This is a genomic window from Polaribacter sp. SA4-10 (assembly GCF_002163835.1).
Lineage (GTDB): Bacteria > Bacteroidota > Bacteroidia > Flavobacteriales > Flavobacteriaceae > Polaribacter.
This window is the reverse complement of record NZ_CP019331.1, coordinates 1,775,716-1,792,109: the sequence shown is the minus strand read 5'-3', so window position 1 is coordinate 1,792,109 and position 16,394 is coordinate 1,775,716. Positions and strand designations below refer to the sequence as shown.

Genomic DNA, 16,394 nt, shown 5'->3' with positions numbered 1-16,394 from the left:
AAAAATGAAAACAGATATTCAAATAGAAAATTTAAAATGTGGTGGTTGTGCTGCTACAATTAAAAAAGGTTTATTAGCATTAGATACGATTACTGATGTTGAAGTTGATGTTGAGAACTCAATAGTTTCTATTTCTTCTGAAAGTGATGTTTTAGAAAATGTTAGAGAAAAATTATCGAAACTAGGTTATCCAGAAGTTGGTGAAAAAAACACCGTTTTACACAAGGCAAAATCTTTTGTAAGTTGTGCAGTTGGTAAAATGGAATAAATTGTTCTAAAGTCCTTTAATACTTCTTTATTTAAGAAGTATCCTATTTTTCTACTCCGTCTATTTTACCCCAACCAACCTTCTCTATCTAAACTTCTATATTGTATTGCCTCTGCAATATGATCTGGAGAAATATCTTCAATATTCGCTAAATCTGCAATGGTTCTAGAAACTTTTAGAATTCTATCATAAGCTCTAGCTGAAAGATTTAGTTTTTCCATAGCAGTTTTTAACAATGTTTTACTTTCCTCAGAGAGTTTACAGAATTTCCGAATCTGTTTTACATTCATTTGTGCATTATAATGTACGTTTTCAAAGTCTTTAAAACGCTCAGATTGTATTTCTCGTCCAGCAGTAACACGCTTTCTAATTTCTACACTTCCTTCCCCTTTACGTTCTTCAGAAAGTTTTTCAAAAGGGACTGGTGTTACCTCAATATGAATGTCGATTCTATCTAATAAAGGGCCTGAAATTTTACTCAAATAACGCTGCATTTCTTGTGGAGACGAAGTCATAGGAGAATTTGGGTCGTTAAAAAAACCAGACGGACTTGGGTTCATACTTGCCACCAACATAAAACTACAAGGATAAGTAACTGTAAATTTTGCTCTAGAAATAGTAACATCTCTATCTTCTAAAGGTTGTCTTAAAACTTCTAAAACACCTCGCTTAAATTCTGGTAATTCATCTAAAAATAAAACACCGTTATGCGAAAGGGATATTTCTCCTGGTTGTGGATACTGACCTCCACCAACCAAAGCTACATCAGAAATTGTATGATGAGGACTTCTAAAAGGACGTTGATATAACAATCCGTTATTTTTTGTTTTACCAACAACTGAATGAATTTTTGTTGTTTCCAACGCTTCATGTAAAGTCATTGGAGGCAAAATTGAAGGCAAACGTTTTGCTAACATTGTTTTTCCTGCTCCTGGAGGACCAATTAATATTACATTATGGCCACCTGATGCAGCAATTTCCATACAACGCTTTATAGATTCTTGTCCTTTTACATCAGAAAAATCAAATTCTGGAAAGTCTATGTTTTTGTAAAATTCAGCTCTAGTGTCAATTATAATTGGTTCAATTTTTTTATTCTCATTAAAATGATTAATAACTTCTAGAATGTTTTCAACTCCAAGAATTTCTAAACTGTCTACAATTGCTGCTTCTTCTGCGTTTTGTTTTGGTAAAATAAGATATTTAAAACCTTCTTCTCTCGCCTTAATTGCTATTGGTAAAGCACCTTTTATAGGCTGTAAACTTCCATCTAAAGAAAGTTCACCCATAATAACATACTCATTTATATTGTCAGATTTAATTTGATTTGACGCAGCAAGAATTCCTACAGCCAGTGTTAAATCATAAGAAGCACCTTCTTTTCTAATATCAGCAGGTGCCATATTAATGATTATTTTTTTACCAGGAAGTTTGTAATTATTGTTGTTAAGAGCAGCAGAAATTCTGTAAGAACTTTCACGAACTGCATTATCTGGTAAACCTACCAAATGATAACCAATACCTTTATCAATATTTACTTCAACGGTAATTGTGGTGGCCTCAATACCAAAAACGGCAGAACCAAAAACTTTAACAAGCATACTTTTTTCTTTAAAGATAAAGAAAAAAGTATGAAATGTTATTTGTAGCTTTTAAGCAGAATTTCTACTTGCATTAATATTACCAAATAAAGAACGCATTACAATTTTTTCGTACACTTCTATTTCTTTAATTGACCCATTAGATTTTTGAAGCTCTTGAATTTTTTTAAGAGCATATTGTTGAATTGTTAAAAGGGGTAAAACAATTTTTTCTCTTACTTCAATAGAAGCTTTTCCAACCGGAAAATTTTCCATTAACTCTTTATGACCCGTAAGTTTTAAAAGTAATCTTTTTGTAGTTTCATATTCCGTAAAAATCAACTTCCAAAACGCTCCAAATTCTTCATCATCAGCCATATATGCTGTTAACCCAAAGAAAGATTTTGTTAAACTCATCATACTGTTCTCTAGTAATGTTCTAAAGAAATCTGAAGCGTTGTAAAATTCGATAATTTCATCAAATCTACCAGCATCTTCATATTTTTTTAAAGCTGTACCAACACCAAAGAAACCAGGGACATTTTGTTTTAACTGACTCCAACTACCAACAAAAGGGATGGCTCTAAGTGCAGAAAAATCTAAAGTATCAGAATTTGAACGTTTACTAGGTCTACTACCAATGTTCGTTTTTGCATAGTATTTTAACGTACTCATTTTTTCTAAATACGGTAAAAACCTTGGATGATTTTTGAAATCTACATACGTTTTGTAACTGATAGAAGCCATGTCATCCATTAATTCTCTATGCGTATCATTTAATTGGTCTTTTGTAAAAACCTCGTTTTTAATTCCAGAACTAATTAATTGCTCTAAGTTGTATTGAGAAGAGTTTTTTGTTCCAAAATTAGAACTAATTGTTTGACCTTGAATCGTTAATTGAATTTCTTTATCTTCTATTGTTGGTCCTAAAGAAGCATAAAATTGATGTGTTTTTCCACCTCCACGTGCAGGTGGTCCTCCACGTCCGTCAAAGAAAATAACTTCAATATCAAATTCTCTAGAAACTTTAGTAAGTGCTTCTTTTGCTTTGAAAATACCCCAGTTTGCCATTAAATAACCTCCATCTTTTGTTCCATCAGAAAAACCTAACATTATTGTTTGTTTGTCTTTTCTTTTAGATACATGATATCTATAGGTTTTGTTAGCGTATAGAGTTCTCATTACATCTTCTGCATTTTCTAAATCTTCTACAGTTTCAAAAAGCGGAATTACATCTACTGGTAATTCATTTTCAAATCCACATAAATTTAACATAGCAAATGTTTCCATCACATTTAGAGCCGTTTGATTGTTACTAATAATGTAACGATTTGCTCCACGTTCTCCGTTTCTTTTCTGAATTTCTTTTAAGGCATAAATAGATTCAATTGTTTTAACAGCATCTTCATCAGTTAAAATACTAGGGTCAATAGTTCCTTTTACAACCGCTAAAATTTCTATTTGTTCTTTTTCTGAAAGGCTTAAATAATTTTTAGGGAAGGTAGTGTCTCCTGTTTTATGTAAATCTGCTATAATTTGTGTAAAAGCTTGATGGTGTACTCTACTATCTTGTCTTATATCTAAAGTAGCAAAATGGAAGCCAAATATTCTTACTTTGTTAATAAAATCATTTAACTCTTCTACAAATAAAGATTGATGATTGTTTACTATAATTTCTCTAGCAGCATATAATTCTTCTAATAAGATTTTTTGAGAGAAATTAACTTTGGCATAACTTCTTACAACGTGTTTATATAATCTTTTTTCTATTCTAGCTAAAATTTCATGAACACCGTCAAAAGTGAATCTTCTTTTTAATCGTCTTACATCTCTGTAATAACTTCTTAATGCAGTTTGTCTTAACCTTTCTGCAACATCTAAGGTTATCTTAGTAGTTACAAATGGGTTACCATCTCTATCTCCACCAGGCCAAAAACCAAGATCAATAATTTCATTTTCTATTGGTTTTCCATCATAAATATGATCTTGTATATAGTTATATATTTTAGGAATAGAATGATAAAAAACATGCTCTAGATACCAAACTAAACTAACAGCTTCATCAAAAGGAGATGGTTTCTCTTTTTTGTAAAAAGGGGTTTTTCCTAACTGTGCTAATAATTTTTTTATTAAAAGTAAGTCATCATTCTGAATCGCTTTGTCTAAATCTGTAATAATACCTAAAACGGTACCTGGATAAAATTGAGTTGGGTGGGCTGTTAAAACAATACGTACTTTAAAGTCTTCTAAATGTGCTTTTAGTTCGTCTTTTTTATTGTTTAAGTAGGCAAATTCCTTAGAATTTCTAAGAGTTCCATAGCCATCCATATTATTTACTACAGGATAAGCAGCGTCTTCTACAGCATCAAATAAAACGACTTGACGTTCTATAAACTGAATAAAACGAAAAAGTAAATCTGTTTTCTCTTTTTCTGTAGGATTTTCTTGATATTTTTCAAAAAAATGGTCTACAATTTCTGTAGGATTTTTCTCTAATTGAAAACCTTTCTCACATACTTTGTGCAAAAGAGGTAATAAAACCCCAGTATCATCTATGGTGTCAAATGGAAGCGTTGTGAAAATACTGTTATAAATTTGATATTTAGAAAGTACATTCTCATTAAATCTTTCAAGCTTAGGTAAATTACTCATTTTATTATGGTTTTGCGGATTAAAATTACAAAAAAGCAAAATCATAAAACCTACCTTTTTACGAATAATCTTGTAATTATTTACGAAAACGATAGAAATATTAGCTGTTTTAAAGAGAATGTTTAATTTATCTCTCTACTTGAACTTTTTGTAAGTTATAAATTTTTAAATGGTTGCGATTAGTTTAAAAAATGATGCTATTTTCACCTAGTAGTATTACTTCTTTTTAAAAAGTAATAAACTTTCTTTTAGCCAATTGTAATACGTATCTCTGTCTGTATATTGTTGTGGCACATTTAAAATTTCTAAATCAGCATTCATTAAAACATAATAAGGTTGTGATGCAGTTTTGAAGTTTATTGCTTGAAATGTTGCCCATTTATCACCTACAGTGTTAATTTTTTTAATTTTTCCATTGGCTTTTAAATAGTTGAATTGTTGCTCTTTTGGAAGCTCTTTTTCGTTATCATCTACATATAGAGAAATTAAAATATATTCATTTTTTAATAGATTATAAATAGCTGGTTCACTCCAAACATTCTCTTCCATTTTTCTACAGTTTACACAAGCCCAACCCGTAAAGTCTAATAGAATTGGTTTATTAGCTTCTTTTGCAGCAGCCAAACCTTCATCAAAATCTTTATAACAATTTAAACCTAAAGGACAATCTGATGCTTGCTCGTAAATACTGTAAAATTGCGGTGGTGGAAAACCACTTAATAAATTCTGATTCCATGTTGGGTTTTTCATTACACCAGGTACTAAATAAATTACAAAAGCGATTGTTAAAACGCCAAATGAAATTCTAGAAAATGATAATTTTTTTATTGGTGAATCATGTGGAAATTTTATTTTTCCTAATAAATATAAAGCCAAACCTATAAATATGACAACCCAAATTCCTATAAATATTTCTCGTTTTAAAAGATCCCAATGTCCAACTAAATCTGAGTTTGATAAGAATTTAAAGGCTAAAGCTAGTTCTAAAAAACCTAAAATTACTTTTGTTGTGTTTAACCATCCACCCGATTTTGGTAAAGAATTTAAAAGGCTAGGAAATAGTGCGAATAAAGCAAAAGGTAATGCTAAAGCCATTCCAAAACCAGTCATACCTGCAGTTAATTGCATTGCACCTCCATCCGAAGTTAAAGAACCGGCTAAAAGAGAACCTAAAATTGGACCTGTACAAGAAAAGGAAACAATTGCCAATGTTAAAGCCATAAAGAAAATACCTATTATTCCTCCAATACTAGAAGCAGAATCCATTTTATCTCCCCAAGAACTTGGTAACGTAATTTCGTAAAAACCAAAAAACGAAAACGAAAAGAAAATTAATACTACAAAAAAGAAAATGTTTAGCCAAATATTAGTAGAAATTGTGTTTAAAATTTCTGGATCTAAACTATCTAAAAAATGAAAAGGTAGACTTAATAAAATGTAAATTATTACAATAAATAAACCGTATAAGACAGCATTTGTAATTCCTTTGCTTTTGCTTTGAGATTGTTTTGTGAAAAAGGAAACCGTTAAAGGAATCATTGGGAAAACGCAGGGCGTTAATAAAGCGAGTAAACCACCAATAAAACCTAAAAAGAAAATATTAAAAAGTGTATTTTTAGATTCAGATTTGTCATCAGAATTTGCTTTTAAAAGAGCGGTATTTTTTAAATCTAATTTTAATTTTTTTGTGAGTGTCTTGCTTTTATCATCTAAAATAATTGCTTTTTGTACAACTGTTTTTCCATTTAAAGAAAACGTAAAATCTTCTTCTATTTGAATACAAGCTTCTTTACAAACTTGAGCAAATAAATTTAATTTTACAGTTGTAATCTCTTTATTTGTAAGTTGAATTCTTTGAGTTATTGTTGCTTTTTCTTTAAAGAAAATTTCATCCTTTTCCCAAATTTCGGTATATTCTTTATGAGTTTCACTTTCTTTTGCTTTTCCAATTAAATTAAAGTTATTTTCTTCTTCAGAAATTGAAATAACTAACGGAAGTGAAGCATCTTCTGGATTATATTGAGAATATAAATGCCATTTATCTAGTATTTTTGCAGTAAAAATTAAATCGAATTGAGTGTCGGAAATTTTTTCTACAGATGTTTTCCAAACAACAGGGTTTTCTTCAGTTTGTGCATTAATTGAAATCGTAAATAGTAAAATAAGTAGTGATATAATATTCTTCATTATAAAGCGGTTATTTTTAAAATATTTTTGCTTGTATTTGTTGCTAAAAATCGGTTGTCTTGTCTGTAACTAATTACCCAAATAATTTCGTTATCAGCGTTAGCAAGCAACCAAATGTTCTCTTTATCTAGGAGAGATAATTTTTTGTCTTTAAAATAACGACTTATTTTTTTAGTCCCATTCATTCCTGTTGGGCAAAAATAGTCGCCATATTCCCATTTTCTTACAATTAAAGGAAATTTTAACAAGTCTTTATCAACATAGATAGTCTTGTTATCTATATCTATTTCTTCACTAACAATATTTAAACTTAAAGCAATTGGTTTTTTAATTTTCCTTGTTGATGCTAGGATCTTAAATTGATTTATAGCTTCTAAAGCTGTATTAATTTTTGTTAGAATAATAAACTCTCTATCTTTAATTAAACGATATTCTTTAGAAAATAATTGTTTGCCAGATTGTGCCGTAATTAAATCTACAACATCATTCCATTCTGTAAAACCATAATCTTTTAAAATCTGATATAAATATGCTTTTTTATGGGGTGTTTTATCGAACTCTAAAATGTCAATTTTAAGAATTCCATTTGGGTCTTTTTTAATTATTTTTGATGAAATTTCAGCTACTTTTTCATCAATAATTTGCTGACTTTCATTTAAGTAAGTTAATGTATTCTGAAAAGAACTTAATAAATTTGGATTTATCTCTCTAAGAATTGGAAGTACTTGGTGTCTTACTTTATTTCTAACGTATTTTATAGATGCGTTGGATTTATCTTCTCTCCAAGTAATATTATTTTTTATAGCAAATAATACAATTTCATCTCGAGAAAATGCTAATAATGGCCTAACAATTTTACCATTAATAGGAGGGATTCCTGTTAAACCTTCTAAACCGGTGCCGCGAGATAAATTGATTAAAAATGTTTCTAAATTATCATTGGTATTATGCCCAGTAATAATGTAATCGTATTGGTATTCTTTTATTAATTCTTTAAACCAATTATAACGTAAATCTCTTGCCGCAATTTGTATGGATTTTTTGTTTTCTTTTGCGTAATTTTCTGTATCAAAATGAGTGGTAAAAACTTTTTTGTTAAGTATTTTTCCAAGTTCTTTTATAAAAACCTCATCCTCATCACTTTCATTTCCTCTCAAGTTAAAATTGCAATGCGCAAAAGAAATATCAAAATTTGAAAGATGTAATAAATGACTTAAAACAATACTATCAATTCCGCCAGAAATAGCAATAAGTAATTTTTTGTCGCTTAAAAACGAAAAATCACTATTAATATGTTCTTTGAATTTTTGTAACATTTTGTTTAAAAATAGGTTATTTTAATGTAATTAAAAATGAGGATTAATAGCTTTTGTTATAACGTTAAATGGGGATTATATTTTAGTGTTTAACCAATTAATAATAGCTGCCATAAACTCTTCTTTACACAAGTCATTATGCAATTCATGATAACCACCCTCATATAATTTTAAAGTCGCTTTTTTTGTATTTTTGGCAAATTCTTCAGTTCCTTTATAATCAATAATTTTATCACCAGTTCCATGTAATAGTAACATTGGTGTTTTTAATGAACTTGCATTTTTAATCGCCCAATCTCCAGTATCAATAAATGTTAAAGAAAAATTAGGACTAATTTTATCATGTACTAATGGATCATTAATATATTTTTCAACCTCTTTTTTATCCCTAGAAATATCATTAGGGTCTAATTCATTACCCATCGTAATTGAGGGTGCAATTTTCTGCAATAATTTTCCCATCCCTAATTTCCAAGCTGGTGGCTGAAAAGCCAGTTTTAAAAACGGACTTGTTGCAATCACTCCTTGTAAAGAATTTTCTTTTCTAAGTACGTAATTTAGAACGGCATTTCCTCCCATAGAATGGCCATACAAGAAAATAGGTGTATTAGGAAAAATAGTTTTTGCTTTTTCAATTACTTTAGAAACACTCTCTAAAACGGCATCAAAACTAGGGTTATGACCACGCTTTCCAGAAGTTTTCCCGTGTCCAAAATGATCAAAAGCAACAACGCTAAAATCATTTTTCAATAAATTTGGAACAACAAAATCTGCATATCTTGCAGAGTGTTCTCCCATTCCATGAACTAAAACTACAACAGCTTTTGTGTTTTCTGCTTCCCAAAATTGACCATAAAAATCTGTTTTATAAATAGTAAAAGTAAATTCTTTATGTGTCATGATTTTAGGTTTAAATAATACTGTTTTTCTTTTTTAACCAAACTCTAATAGCTGTTTTTAAGGATTGCTCAGGTCTTGGTAACGGAATCGTTTTACCAAATTGTTTGCTTCTTTTAAATTTAGAAAATGTGATTTTTAGCTTTTTCCATTCTGCAGGATACACTTCTAAAAATTTATTAAACATTGCTTGTTCAGTAATTCTCTCTGTGAGTTGAGAAAGTACATTTTCAAATTTTTCTTCTTGATCTGTAATCATAGAGTAAATATAGTTAAATCTTACTTTGAATTCAATAAAACATGTCTCATTGCTTTGGCTTTAAGCAAACATTCTTCGTATTCTTTTTCTGCGGTAGATTTTGCTGTAATTGCTCCTCCAACGGAATAAGAAATGTATTTTTTTTCTTCGTTATATAAAATGCTTCTAATAACAACATTAAAGTCAAAATCGCCAGTAGGAGTAAAGTACCCAACAGTTCCAGAATATAAACCACGTTTGGTTTCTTCTAGTTCTTCAATTATTTTCATTGCAGAAAATTTTGGGGCACCAGTCATACTTCCCATAGGAAACGTTTCTCTAATAATGTCTATTGGATGTGTATTTTCTTCAACTTCTGAAACCACTGTAGAAATTAATTGATGCACTTGTTTAAACGAATAAACTTTGCATAGTTCTTCCACTTTTACGCTTCCTTTTTTTGCAATTTTAGATAAATCATTTCTTACCAAATCTACAATCATTACATTTTCTGAGCGTTCTTTTTCATCGCGAGACAAATCAAATGCAATTTTATCATCATCAATTGTGCTTATTAATCTTTTTGCTGTTCCTTTTATTGGCTGAGAAATAATTTTTGTTCCTTCTTTTTTGATATACCTTTCTGGCGATGCCGATAATAAATATTGATGTTCCATTTTTAAAAATGTAGCAAAAGGAGGTTCTGAAATTTCATTTAAATGTTGATAAACTTCCAGCGGATTTATGGTTGCATTTTCAGCATAAAATTCCTGACAAAAATTAGCTTCATAAATATCTCCACGATGAATATGTTCTAATACTTTAGTTACTTTTTTATGGTATTCTTCTTTATGAATTCGGAGTTTTATTTTAAGATCAGCTTTATTTTTTAATTCCTTTTTTTCTGAGTGAAAAGACAGCTTTGAAATAACTTCAAAATCATTTTCAATTTCATCATCAACCATTTTTAAGTATTGAAATTCAACAGAATTTCCTTTAATAAAAACAAGTTTTTGTGGTTGAAAGAAATACAAATCAGCAAAACCTAAACCATCAAAATTTTTGGAAGTAAGTTGTTCAATATCATTTTTTACATCATAAGAAATATATCCAAAAATATAATCTTTTGTAATTGTCTGATATTCTTTTAACTTCTCAAAAGCATTAAAATAATCTGTTTTTATAGCGGTAAATTCATCTGCTGCCAAAGCACAGTCAAAAGAAGAGTAACTTTTATTGTATTGGTTAGAATCTAGCCATATAACTGTTTCATACTGTTGTGACCATGTTAATAAATTAGATTTAAATTCATTAATTTTATCAATAGAAAAAGTTTTGATTGTTCTTTGCATAATTTCTACAAAAATACAAATCTTATTATTTAGAAAGCGGAATTTTTAAACTGATTCCAGTTTGTATATCTGGCGCATTATTTACGTATAAATCTTCTTTTATATATAGAGAAAATTTGTAGTTTTTTCTACCATAAGTATATAGGATAGTCCAAGCAGAAAGGTGTTCATATAATTTTTGAAACCCGTATTGCCAACCAGCGTGTATTTTTTTATACAAGCCAATATATTGTGTATAATCTGCTTGTTTTCTATTACTATAACTTGTTTGTCTTTGGTAATTAACACCAAAGGAATGATAATTCTTTTTTTGAGTATATTTTGTGAACTCAATTTGTGGTTCTAAGGTTCCTAAAAAAGTATTATCTCCTAATTCTACAACATCATTAAAGTTGATAAAATTTTTTCTTAAAACGCTAATTCCAAGCCCTAAGCGTACATCGTATTTGTCTTTTATATTCCATTTTTTAATTGCATTTGCAGACAAACCAATATCAATTGATGGATTAAATTTTGAGGTATTTATTCCTAAATGAGAACCGAAGTTCATCTTAAAATCATCATTTTTTTTATTGATGAATTCTGGATAGTAAAAATGGTTAAGCTCAATTCCAGCAAAAATAAAATCGCCATTTTTCAACTCCATTTTACGGCCATTTCTGTCAGTATATTTTACGTTTACTTTATTTAAACCACAATACCTTCTACCATAAGGATCTTCTCCTCCAGCAATATTGCTATGAAACCACTCTAAAGTTTCATCATTTGAAAATACAGAAAAAGGATAATGACCTTGTGTTACTAAATAAGTTCTTAATGAAATTCCTAGCTCGTGATTTTTAGCAATTCTTGTATTAAAATCAACTCTAAAACCTTTAAAAACAGCATCAACAACAATGTTCATATACTCTGCAGGCGTTGTTTGCTGGTCTACAAAATTAAAATTTCTATTGTACCAGGCTAGTTCGCTTAACTGTTGTCTAACTAATTTGTCTTTAGGTAAATAAGCTTCTACAAAAGGATGAAAATTATTACCACTTTCTATTGTAAGTTCTATTGTTGATCTCTTAGGTGGTCTAACTTTAAAGTTCTGATTTATTCTTGCGCTAAAAATTCCAAAATGATGTGTTGTTAGAATACTTTGTTTATCGATACCATTTTTTAATATAATTGTATCTTTTTCTTGAGCATGAAAGAAAATGGAAAATAATAATAAGATATGGAACATTTTTTGTTTCATATTATAAAAATACGCAAAAGTTTAGAAAAAAAAAAGCAATCCAAATAGGATTGCTTTTTTTTTGTGTTGTAAAAATATTACATTTTTTGTAACCAATTTTTTACATCAACTTCTGCTTTAATAATATCTTTTAAATCAGAAATAGCTACACGTTTTTGCTCCATTGTATCTCTATGTCTAATGGTAACACAATTATCTTCTAAAGTGTCATGATCTACTGTAATACAAAAAGGAGTTCCTGCTGCATCTTGTCTTCTATAACGCTTTCCAACAGCATCTTTTTCATCATAAAAAACATTGAAATCCCATTTTAAATCATCCATAATTGTGCGAGCAACTTCTGGTAATCCATCTTTTTTAACCAATGGAAAAATTGCTGCTTTAAAAGGGGCTAAAACTGCTGGTAATTTTAAAACCGTACGTGTTGTTCCGTTTTCTAATGCTTCTTCAACTAAAGAGTTAGAGAAAACTGCTAAAAACATTCTATCTAAACCAATAGAAGTTTCTACAACATAAGGCACATAACTTTTATTTTCTTCATGATCAAAATACTGTAATTTCTTACCAGAAAATTTTTCATGTGCTTTTAAATCGAAATCTGTACGAGAATGAATTCCTTCTAATTCTTTAAATCCAAAAGGGAAATTAAACTCAATATCTGCTGCTGCATCTGCGTAATGTGCTAATTTATCATGGTCATGAAAACGATAATTTTCAGCGCCCAATCCTAAAGATAAGTGCCATTTTAAACGTGTTTCTTTCCATTGATCATACCATTCTTTTTGAGTTCCTGGTTTTACAAAAAATTGCATTTCCATTTGTTCAAATTCACGCATTCTAAAAATAAATTGCCTTGCAACAATTTCATTTCTAAAAGCTTTTCCTGTTTGCGCAATTCCAAAAGGAATTTTCATTCGCCCAGTTTTTTGAACATTTAAAAAGTTCACAAAAATTCCTTGAGCTGTTTCTGGACGTAAATATAAATCCATTGCAGTTTCTGCAGAAGCACCTAATTTTGTTCCAAACATTAAGTTAAACTGCTTAACGTCTGTCCAGTTTCTAGAGCCAGTTAAAGGATCTGCTATTTCTAATTCTTCAATTAATGCTTTTACATCTACTAAATCTTCGTTTTCTAAAGAGGTGCCCATTCTTGCAAGAATAGTATTTATTTTTTCTTGATAACCAACAACTCTTCCGTTAGTAGAAATAAACTCCTCTTTATTAAAAGTGTCTCCAAAACGCTTTTCTGCTTTGGCTACTTCTTTATTAATTTTTCCTTCAATTTTAGCGCAATAATCTTCAATTAAAACATCTGCTCTATATCTTTTCTTTGAATCTTTATTGTCAATTAAAGGATCGTTAAATGCATCTACATGACCAGAAGCTTTCCAAGTTGTAGGGTGCATTAAGATAGAGGCATCAATACCTACAATGTTCTCATTCATTTGAACCATTGCTTTCCACCAATAATCTCTAATATTTTTCTTTAACTCAACACCATTTTGAGCGTAATCGTAAACCGCGCTTAAACCGTCATAAATTTCACTAGATTGAAATACATAACCATATTCTTTTGCGTGCGATAGTACTTTTTTAAATTGATCTTCTTGTTTTGCCATAATGGCGACAAAGATAAACGTTTACACAAGTTTTTCAAGAAAAAGTTAAACGACTTTTTTACAGCGGTAAACAAAAGCTGGAGGAAGGTTTAATGGCTCAAAATCTAAGGAAATAGATTTGTTAAAAACTGTTTTTAATTTTTTAAAATAGGTTAAACTATATTGAAATTGAATATAAGTTCCACCATTTTCTAATACTTGAAACGACTTGTCTAAAATTTCTGATGAAACTACTTCTGGAATAATAGTAAGAGGCAAACTTGAAATAATATGACAAGTTTTTGAAAAACCTAACTTATTAAGTTCTTCTTCTATTTTTTCTGCAGAAGACTTAATAACAATTAGTTGTGTGTGTTTAATTTCTAGTAATTGACTGTAGAAAGTCTCGTTAATTTCAAAACAAATTAAAGTTGCATTTGGTGGTAAGTTGTTTAAAATATGCTTTGTAATAGCACCACTTCCAGGACCTAATTCAACTAAAACTTCAACTTTAGAGAAATCAATTTCTTTTAACATCCTATTCGCTAAAAAACGCGAACTAGGAGTTACAGTGCCTAGTGTTTTAAGGTTTTTTACAGCTTCTTTAAAGAACTTTATCCTGCTTGTCAATTGTAATTCTATTTTTTATTATTTACCTTTCTCAAAAAAACGTGAGGTAAAGATGCAAATTTTAAAAGACTTTTTCCAACTATTCTATCCCAAATTATGTGCAAATTGCCAAAATCAATTAATAATTAATGAAAAGGTTTTATGTACTTTTTGCAGACATGATTTGCCGTTAACCAATTTTGTAAATTATCGTGATAACAAAATTGCGCAAAGTTTTTACGGGAAAATAGCAATTGAAAAGGCTAATTCTTTGCTCTTTTACAGGAAAGAAGGAATTACAAAAAGGTTAATACATGATTTAAAATACAAAGGAAATCAAGAAATTGGAACTTTCTTTGGGAATTGGTTGGGAGAAATTTTGAAAGAAAATAAGCAATTTTCTGATGTTAATTATATTATTCCTGTTCCTCTTCATCAAAAAAAATTAAAACAAAGAGGGTTTAATCAAGTAACAAAATTTGGAGAAGCTTTAAGTAATTTTCTAGAAGTTTTATTTATTGAAGATATATTAATTAGAACTTCTGCATCAAAAACACAAACTTTTAAAGCCCGCTTTGAACGTTTTAATAATTTAGAAACAAAATTTTTACTCAATGATCATTTAATCTTTAAAGACAAACATGTTTTATTAATTGATGACGTTATAACTACGGGTGCAACTTTAGAGGCTTGTGCAAAAGAACTACAAAAAACAGCGGGTATTAAAATCAGTATTTTAACAATGGCGTATACTGAATGAGTTTTATGATTTTTAAATGGAAAATTAATTGTTAATTTGTAACAAATTTGCTTTTGTGAAACACATATTTAGATTCTTTTTTTACACAATTATTTTAGCAATTATTTTTAATTGCGCAAGAACAGGTAGGCCAGATGGTGGCCCAAAAGATGAAGAAGCACCCTTATTTGTTACTTCTAATCCGCCTTATGAAACTTTAAATTTTGATAAAAAAGAAATTAAAATTTATTTTAATGAGTATGTCAAACTTAAAGATATAAATAAGCAACTGGTGGTTTCTCCACCATTAAAAAGTCCTGCATTAATAACGCCTCAAGGATCTGCAAGTAAATTTATAAATATTAAAATATTAGATACTTTAGTTAAAAATACTACCTATATTTTTAATTTTGGAAATGCCGTTGAAGACAATAATGAGGGTATTCCATTAGAGGGGTTTAAATATGTTTTTTCAACAGGAAACTATATAGATTCGTTAAAATCTAAAGGAACAATTAAAGATGCTTTATTAGATAAAACGCCTGATAATATTAATGTTTTATTATATAAAATTGATAGTTCTTTTACAGATTCAATTATATTCAAAAAGAAACCAAATTATGTTACAAATACTTTAGATACCACAAATTTTAACTTTTCTAACCTTAAAAAAGGGAAGTATTTAATGATTGCATTGAAAGAAACTTCAAATGATTACTTATTTAACCCAAAAACAGAAAAAATAGGTTTTTATTCTGATACTATTTCATTACCACAAGATAGTATTATAGAAAAACCAATTATGTTATTTAATGAAATACAGCCCTACAAGTTTAAACGAGGAAAAGAACTTAGTAAAGGTAAAATTGCTTTTGGTTATGAAGGAGAAGTAAAAGATTTTAAAGTTAAAATTCAATCTGAAGTTCCAGAAAATTTTAAAAGCATTTCAAAGTTTGAAATAGATAAAGACACTTTAAATTACTGGTTTACACCTTTTGAACTAGATTCATTGAATTTTATTGTTTCAAATGCCAGTTTTTTAGATACTGTAACAGTAAAACTAAGAAAAAAGAAAATAGATTCTCTAATTGTTAACTCTTCTATAAGTGGCTCATTTCACTTTAGAGACACGTTCTTTTTAAAAACCAATAACCCAATTGTAAAAATAGATACAAGTAAAATTAAATTAACAGATAAAGATACAATTTCAGTCCCTTTTTCTAGTTTTATTTCTTTAAAGGAAAATAAAATAGGGCTTTTTTTTGATAAAAAACAGAAAGACAGTTATAATATTAAAATTTTTCCAGGCGCACTCGCTGATGTTTTTGAGCAACAAAATGATACCTTAAACTTTAATTTAAGAACCAAAGATATTGAAGATTATGGTAGAATTACGTTAAATATTGTAAATACAGATGCTGAAAATTTAATTATCGAACTTCTTTCTGGAAAAGATAAGAGTAATCTTATAGAACGAAGGTTTGTTAAAGCGTCAGAGACATTACAGTTTGACCTCCTAGAACCTAAAGAATATAGTCTTAGAGCTATAGTAGATAGTAATAAAAACAATAAATGGGATACAGGTAATTACCTTAAAAAATTACTTCCTGAAAAGATTATTTATTTTAATACTACTTTAAAATTAAGAGCAAATTACTACTTAAATGAGACTTTTATTGTTATAAATTAACAAGTAGTTTTATTATTAGAGTAATTTT

Annotated in this window: 13 protein-coding genes; 3 read left to right on the top strand and 10 right to left on the bottom strand. The window is 28.9% G+C overall.

All coding sequences use genetic code 11. The features are described from left to right. Nucleotides 1–4: 4 nt before the first annotated feature. Nucleotides 5–268, top strand: coding sequence for a heavy-metal-associated domain-containing protein (locus tag BTO04_RS07825; RefSeq protein WP_087565357.1), 264 nt, complete (start codon nucleotides 5–7; stop codon nucleotides 266–268). 65 nt (nucleotides 269–333) lie between these two features. On the opposite strand, the gene BTO04_RS07820 is transcribed toward BTO04_RS07825, so the two are convergent. From BTO04_RS07820 to BTO04_RS07775, 10 genes are all read right to left on the bottom strand, one after another. Then, nucleotides 334–1,869: a YifB family Mg chelatase-like AAA ATPase gene (locus BTO04_RS07820; RefSeq protein WP_087563972.1), complete on the bottom strand. Its 1,536-nt coding sequence runs from the start codon at nucleotides 1,867–1,869 to the stop codon at nucleotides 334–336. Nucleotides 1,870–1,920: 51 nt separating this feature from the next. Further along, nucleotides 1,921–4,500: a phosphoenolpyruvate carboxylase gene (locus BTO04_RS07815; RefSeq protein ID WP_087563971.1), complete on the bottom strand. Its 2,580-nt coding sequence runs from the start codon at nucleotides 4,498–4,500 to the stop codon at nucleotides 1,921–1,923. A gap of 216 nt (nucleotides 4,501–4,716) precedes the next feature. Beyond that, a complete protein-coding gene (locus BTO04_RS07810; RefSeq protein WP_087563970.1) occupies nucleotides 4,717–6,687 on the bottom strand; it encodes a protein-disulfide reductase DsbD in 1,971 nt (656 codons plus the stop codon). Continuing rightward, nucleotides 6,687–8,003: a tRNA lysidine(34) synthetase TilS gene (tilS, locus tag BTO04_RS07805; protein ID WP_087563969.1), complete on the bottom strand. Its 1,317-nt coding sequence runs from the start codon at nucleotides 8,001–8,003 to the stop codon at nucleotides 6,687–6,689. Before tilS ends, BTO04_RS07810 begins: the two co-directional genes overlap by 1 nt. Nucleotides 8,004–8,078: 75 nt before the next feature. Beyond that, nucleotides 8,079–8,903 carry an alpha/beta hydrolase gene (locus tag BTO04_RS07800; protein ID WP_087563968.1) on the bottom strand — a complete coding sequence of 275 codons (825 nt, stop codon included), beginning with the start codon at nucleotides 8,901–8,903 and terminating at the stop codon, nucleotides 8,079–8,081. Nucleotides 8,904–8,913: 10 nt separating this feature from the next. Continuing rightward, nucleotides 8,914–9,159, bottom strand: a complete 246-nt coding sequence (locus BTO04_RS07795; protein ID WP_087563967.1) for a hypothetical protein — start codon at nucleotides 9,157–9,159, stop codon at nucleotides 8,914–8,916. 20 nt (nucleotides 9,160–9,179) lie between these two features. Next, entirely contained in the window at nucleotides 9,180–10,490 is a 1,311-nt protein-coding gene (gene pabB, locus BTO04_RS07790; protein ID WP_087563966.1) for an aminodeoxychorismate synthase component I, read from the bottom strand. Between the two features lie 25 nt (nucleotides 10,491–10,515). After that, nucleotides 10,516–11,718, bottom strand: coding sequence for a hypothetical protein (locus BTO04_RS07785; RefSeq protein ID WP_157662441.1), 1,203 nt, complete (start codon nucleotides 11,716–11,718; stop codon nucleotides 10,516–10,518). A gap of 89 nt (nucleotides 11,719–11,807) precedes the next feature. Continuing rightward, nucleotides 11,808–13,349 (bottom strand): glycine--tRNA ligase, encoded by a 1,542-nt coding sequence (locus BTO04_RS07780; protein ID WP_087563964.1) that lies wholly within the window; start codon nucleotides 13,347–13,349, stop codon nucleotides 11,808–11,810. A gap of 45 nt (nucleotides 13,350–13,394) precedes the next feature. Then, complete coding sequence (locus tag BTO04_RS07775) at nucleotides 13,395–13,958, bottom strand: class I SAM-dependent methyltransferase (protein WP_087563963.1); 564 nt, start codon at nucleotides 13,956–13,958, stop codon at nucleotides 13,395–13,397. 52 nt (nucleotides 13,959–14,010) lie between these two features. Here BTO04_RS07775 and BTO04_RS07770 point away from each other — a divergent pair, with 52 nt between their 5' ends. Both BTO04_RS07770 and BTO04_RS07765 read left to right on the top strand, forming a co-directional pair. Beyond that, complete coding sequence (locus BTO04_RS07770; protein ID WP_087563962.1) at nucleotides 14,011–14,697, top strand: ComF family protein; 687 nt, start codon at nucleotides 14,011–14,013, stop codon at nucleotides 14,695–14,697. A 55-nt stretch (nucleotides 14,698–14,752) separates the two neighbouring features. Then, the gene (locus tag BTO04_RS07765; protein WP_087565356.1) at nucleotides 14,753–16,366 is read left to right on the top strand and encodes an Ig-like domain-containing protein; all 1,614 of its coding nucleotides are present in this window, start codon (nucleotides 14,753–14,755) and stop codon (nucleotides 16,364–16,366) included. Nucleotides 16,367–16,394 lie beyond the last annotated feature (28 nt).

Coding starts and splice junctions, on each gene's coding strand:
- BTO04_RS07825 (WP_087565357.1), top strand. CDS start 5: ATGAAAACAGATATTCAAATAGAAAATTTAAAATGTGGTGGTTGTGCT.
- BTO04_RS07820 (WP_087563972.1), bottom strand. CDS start 1,869: ATGCTTGTTAAAGTTTTTGGTTCTGCCGTTTTTGGTATTGAGGCCACC.
- BTO04_RS07815 (WP_087563971.1), bottom strand. CDS start 4,500: ATGAGTAATTTACCTAAGCTTGAAAGATTTAATGAGAATGTACTTTCT.
- BTO04_RS07810 (WP_087563970.1), bottom strand. CDS start 6,687: ATGAAGAATATTATATCACTACTTATTTTACTATTTACGATTTCAATT.
- tilS (WP_087563969.1), bottom strand. CDS start 8,003: ATGTTACAAAAATTCAAAGAACATATTAATAGTGATTTTTCGTTTTTA.
- BTO04_RS07800 (WP_087563968.1), bottom strand. CDS start 8,903: ATGACACATAAAGAATTTACTTTTACTATTTATAAAACAGATTTTTAT.
- BTO04_RS07795 (WP_087563967.1), bottom strand. CDS start 9,159: ATGATTACAGATCAAGAAGAAAAATTTGAAAATGTACTTTCTCAACTC.
- pabB (WP_087563966.1), bottom strand. CDS start 10,490: ATGCAAAGAACAATCAAAACTTTTTCTATTGATAAAATTAATGAATTT.
- BTO04_RS07785 (WP_157662441.1), bottom strand. CDS start 11,718: ATGTTCCATATCTTATTATTATTTTCCATTTTCTTTCATGCTCAAGAA.
- BTO04_RS07780 (WP_087563964.1), bottom strand. CDS start 13,349: ATGGCAAAACAAGAAGATCAATTTAAAAAAGTACTATCGCACGCAAAA.
- BTO04_RS07770 (WP_087563962.1), top strand. CDS start 14,011: ATGCAAATTTTAAAAGACTTTTTCCAACTATTCTATCCCAAATTATGT.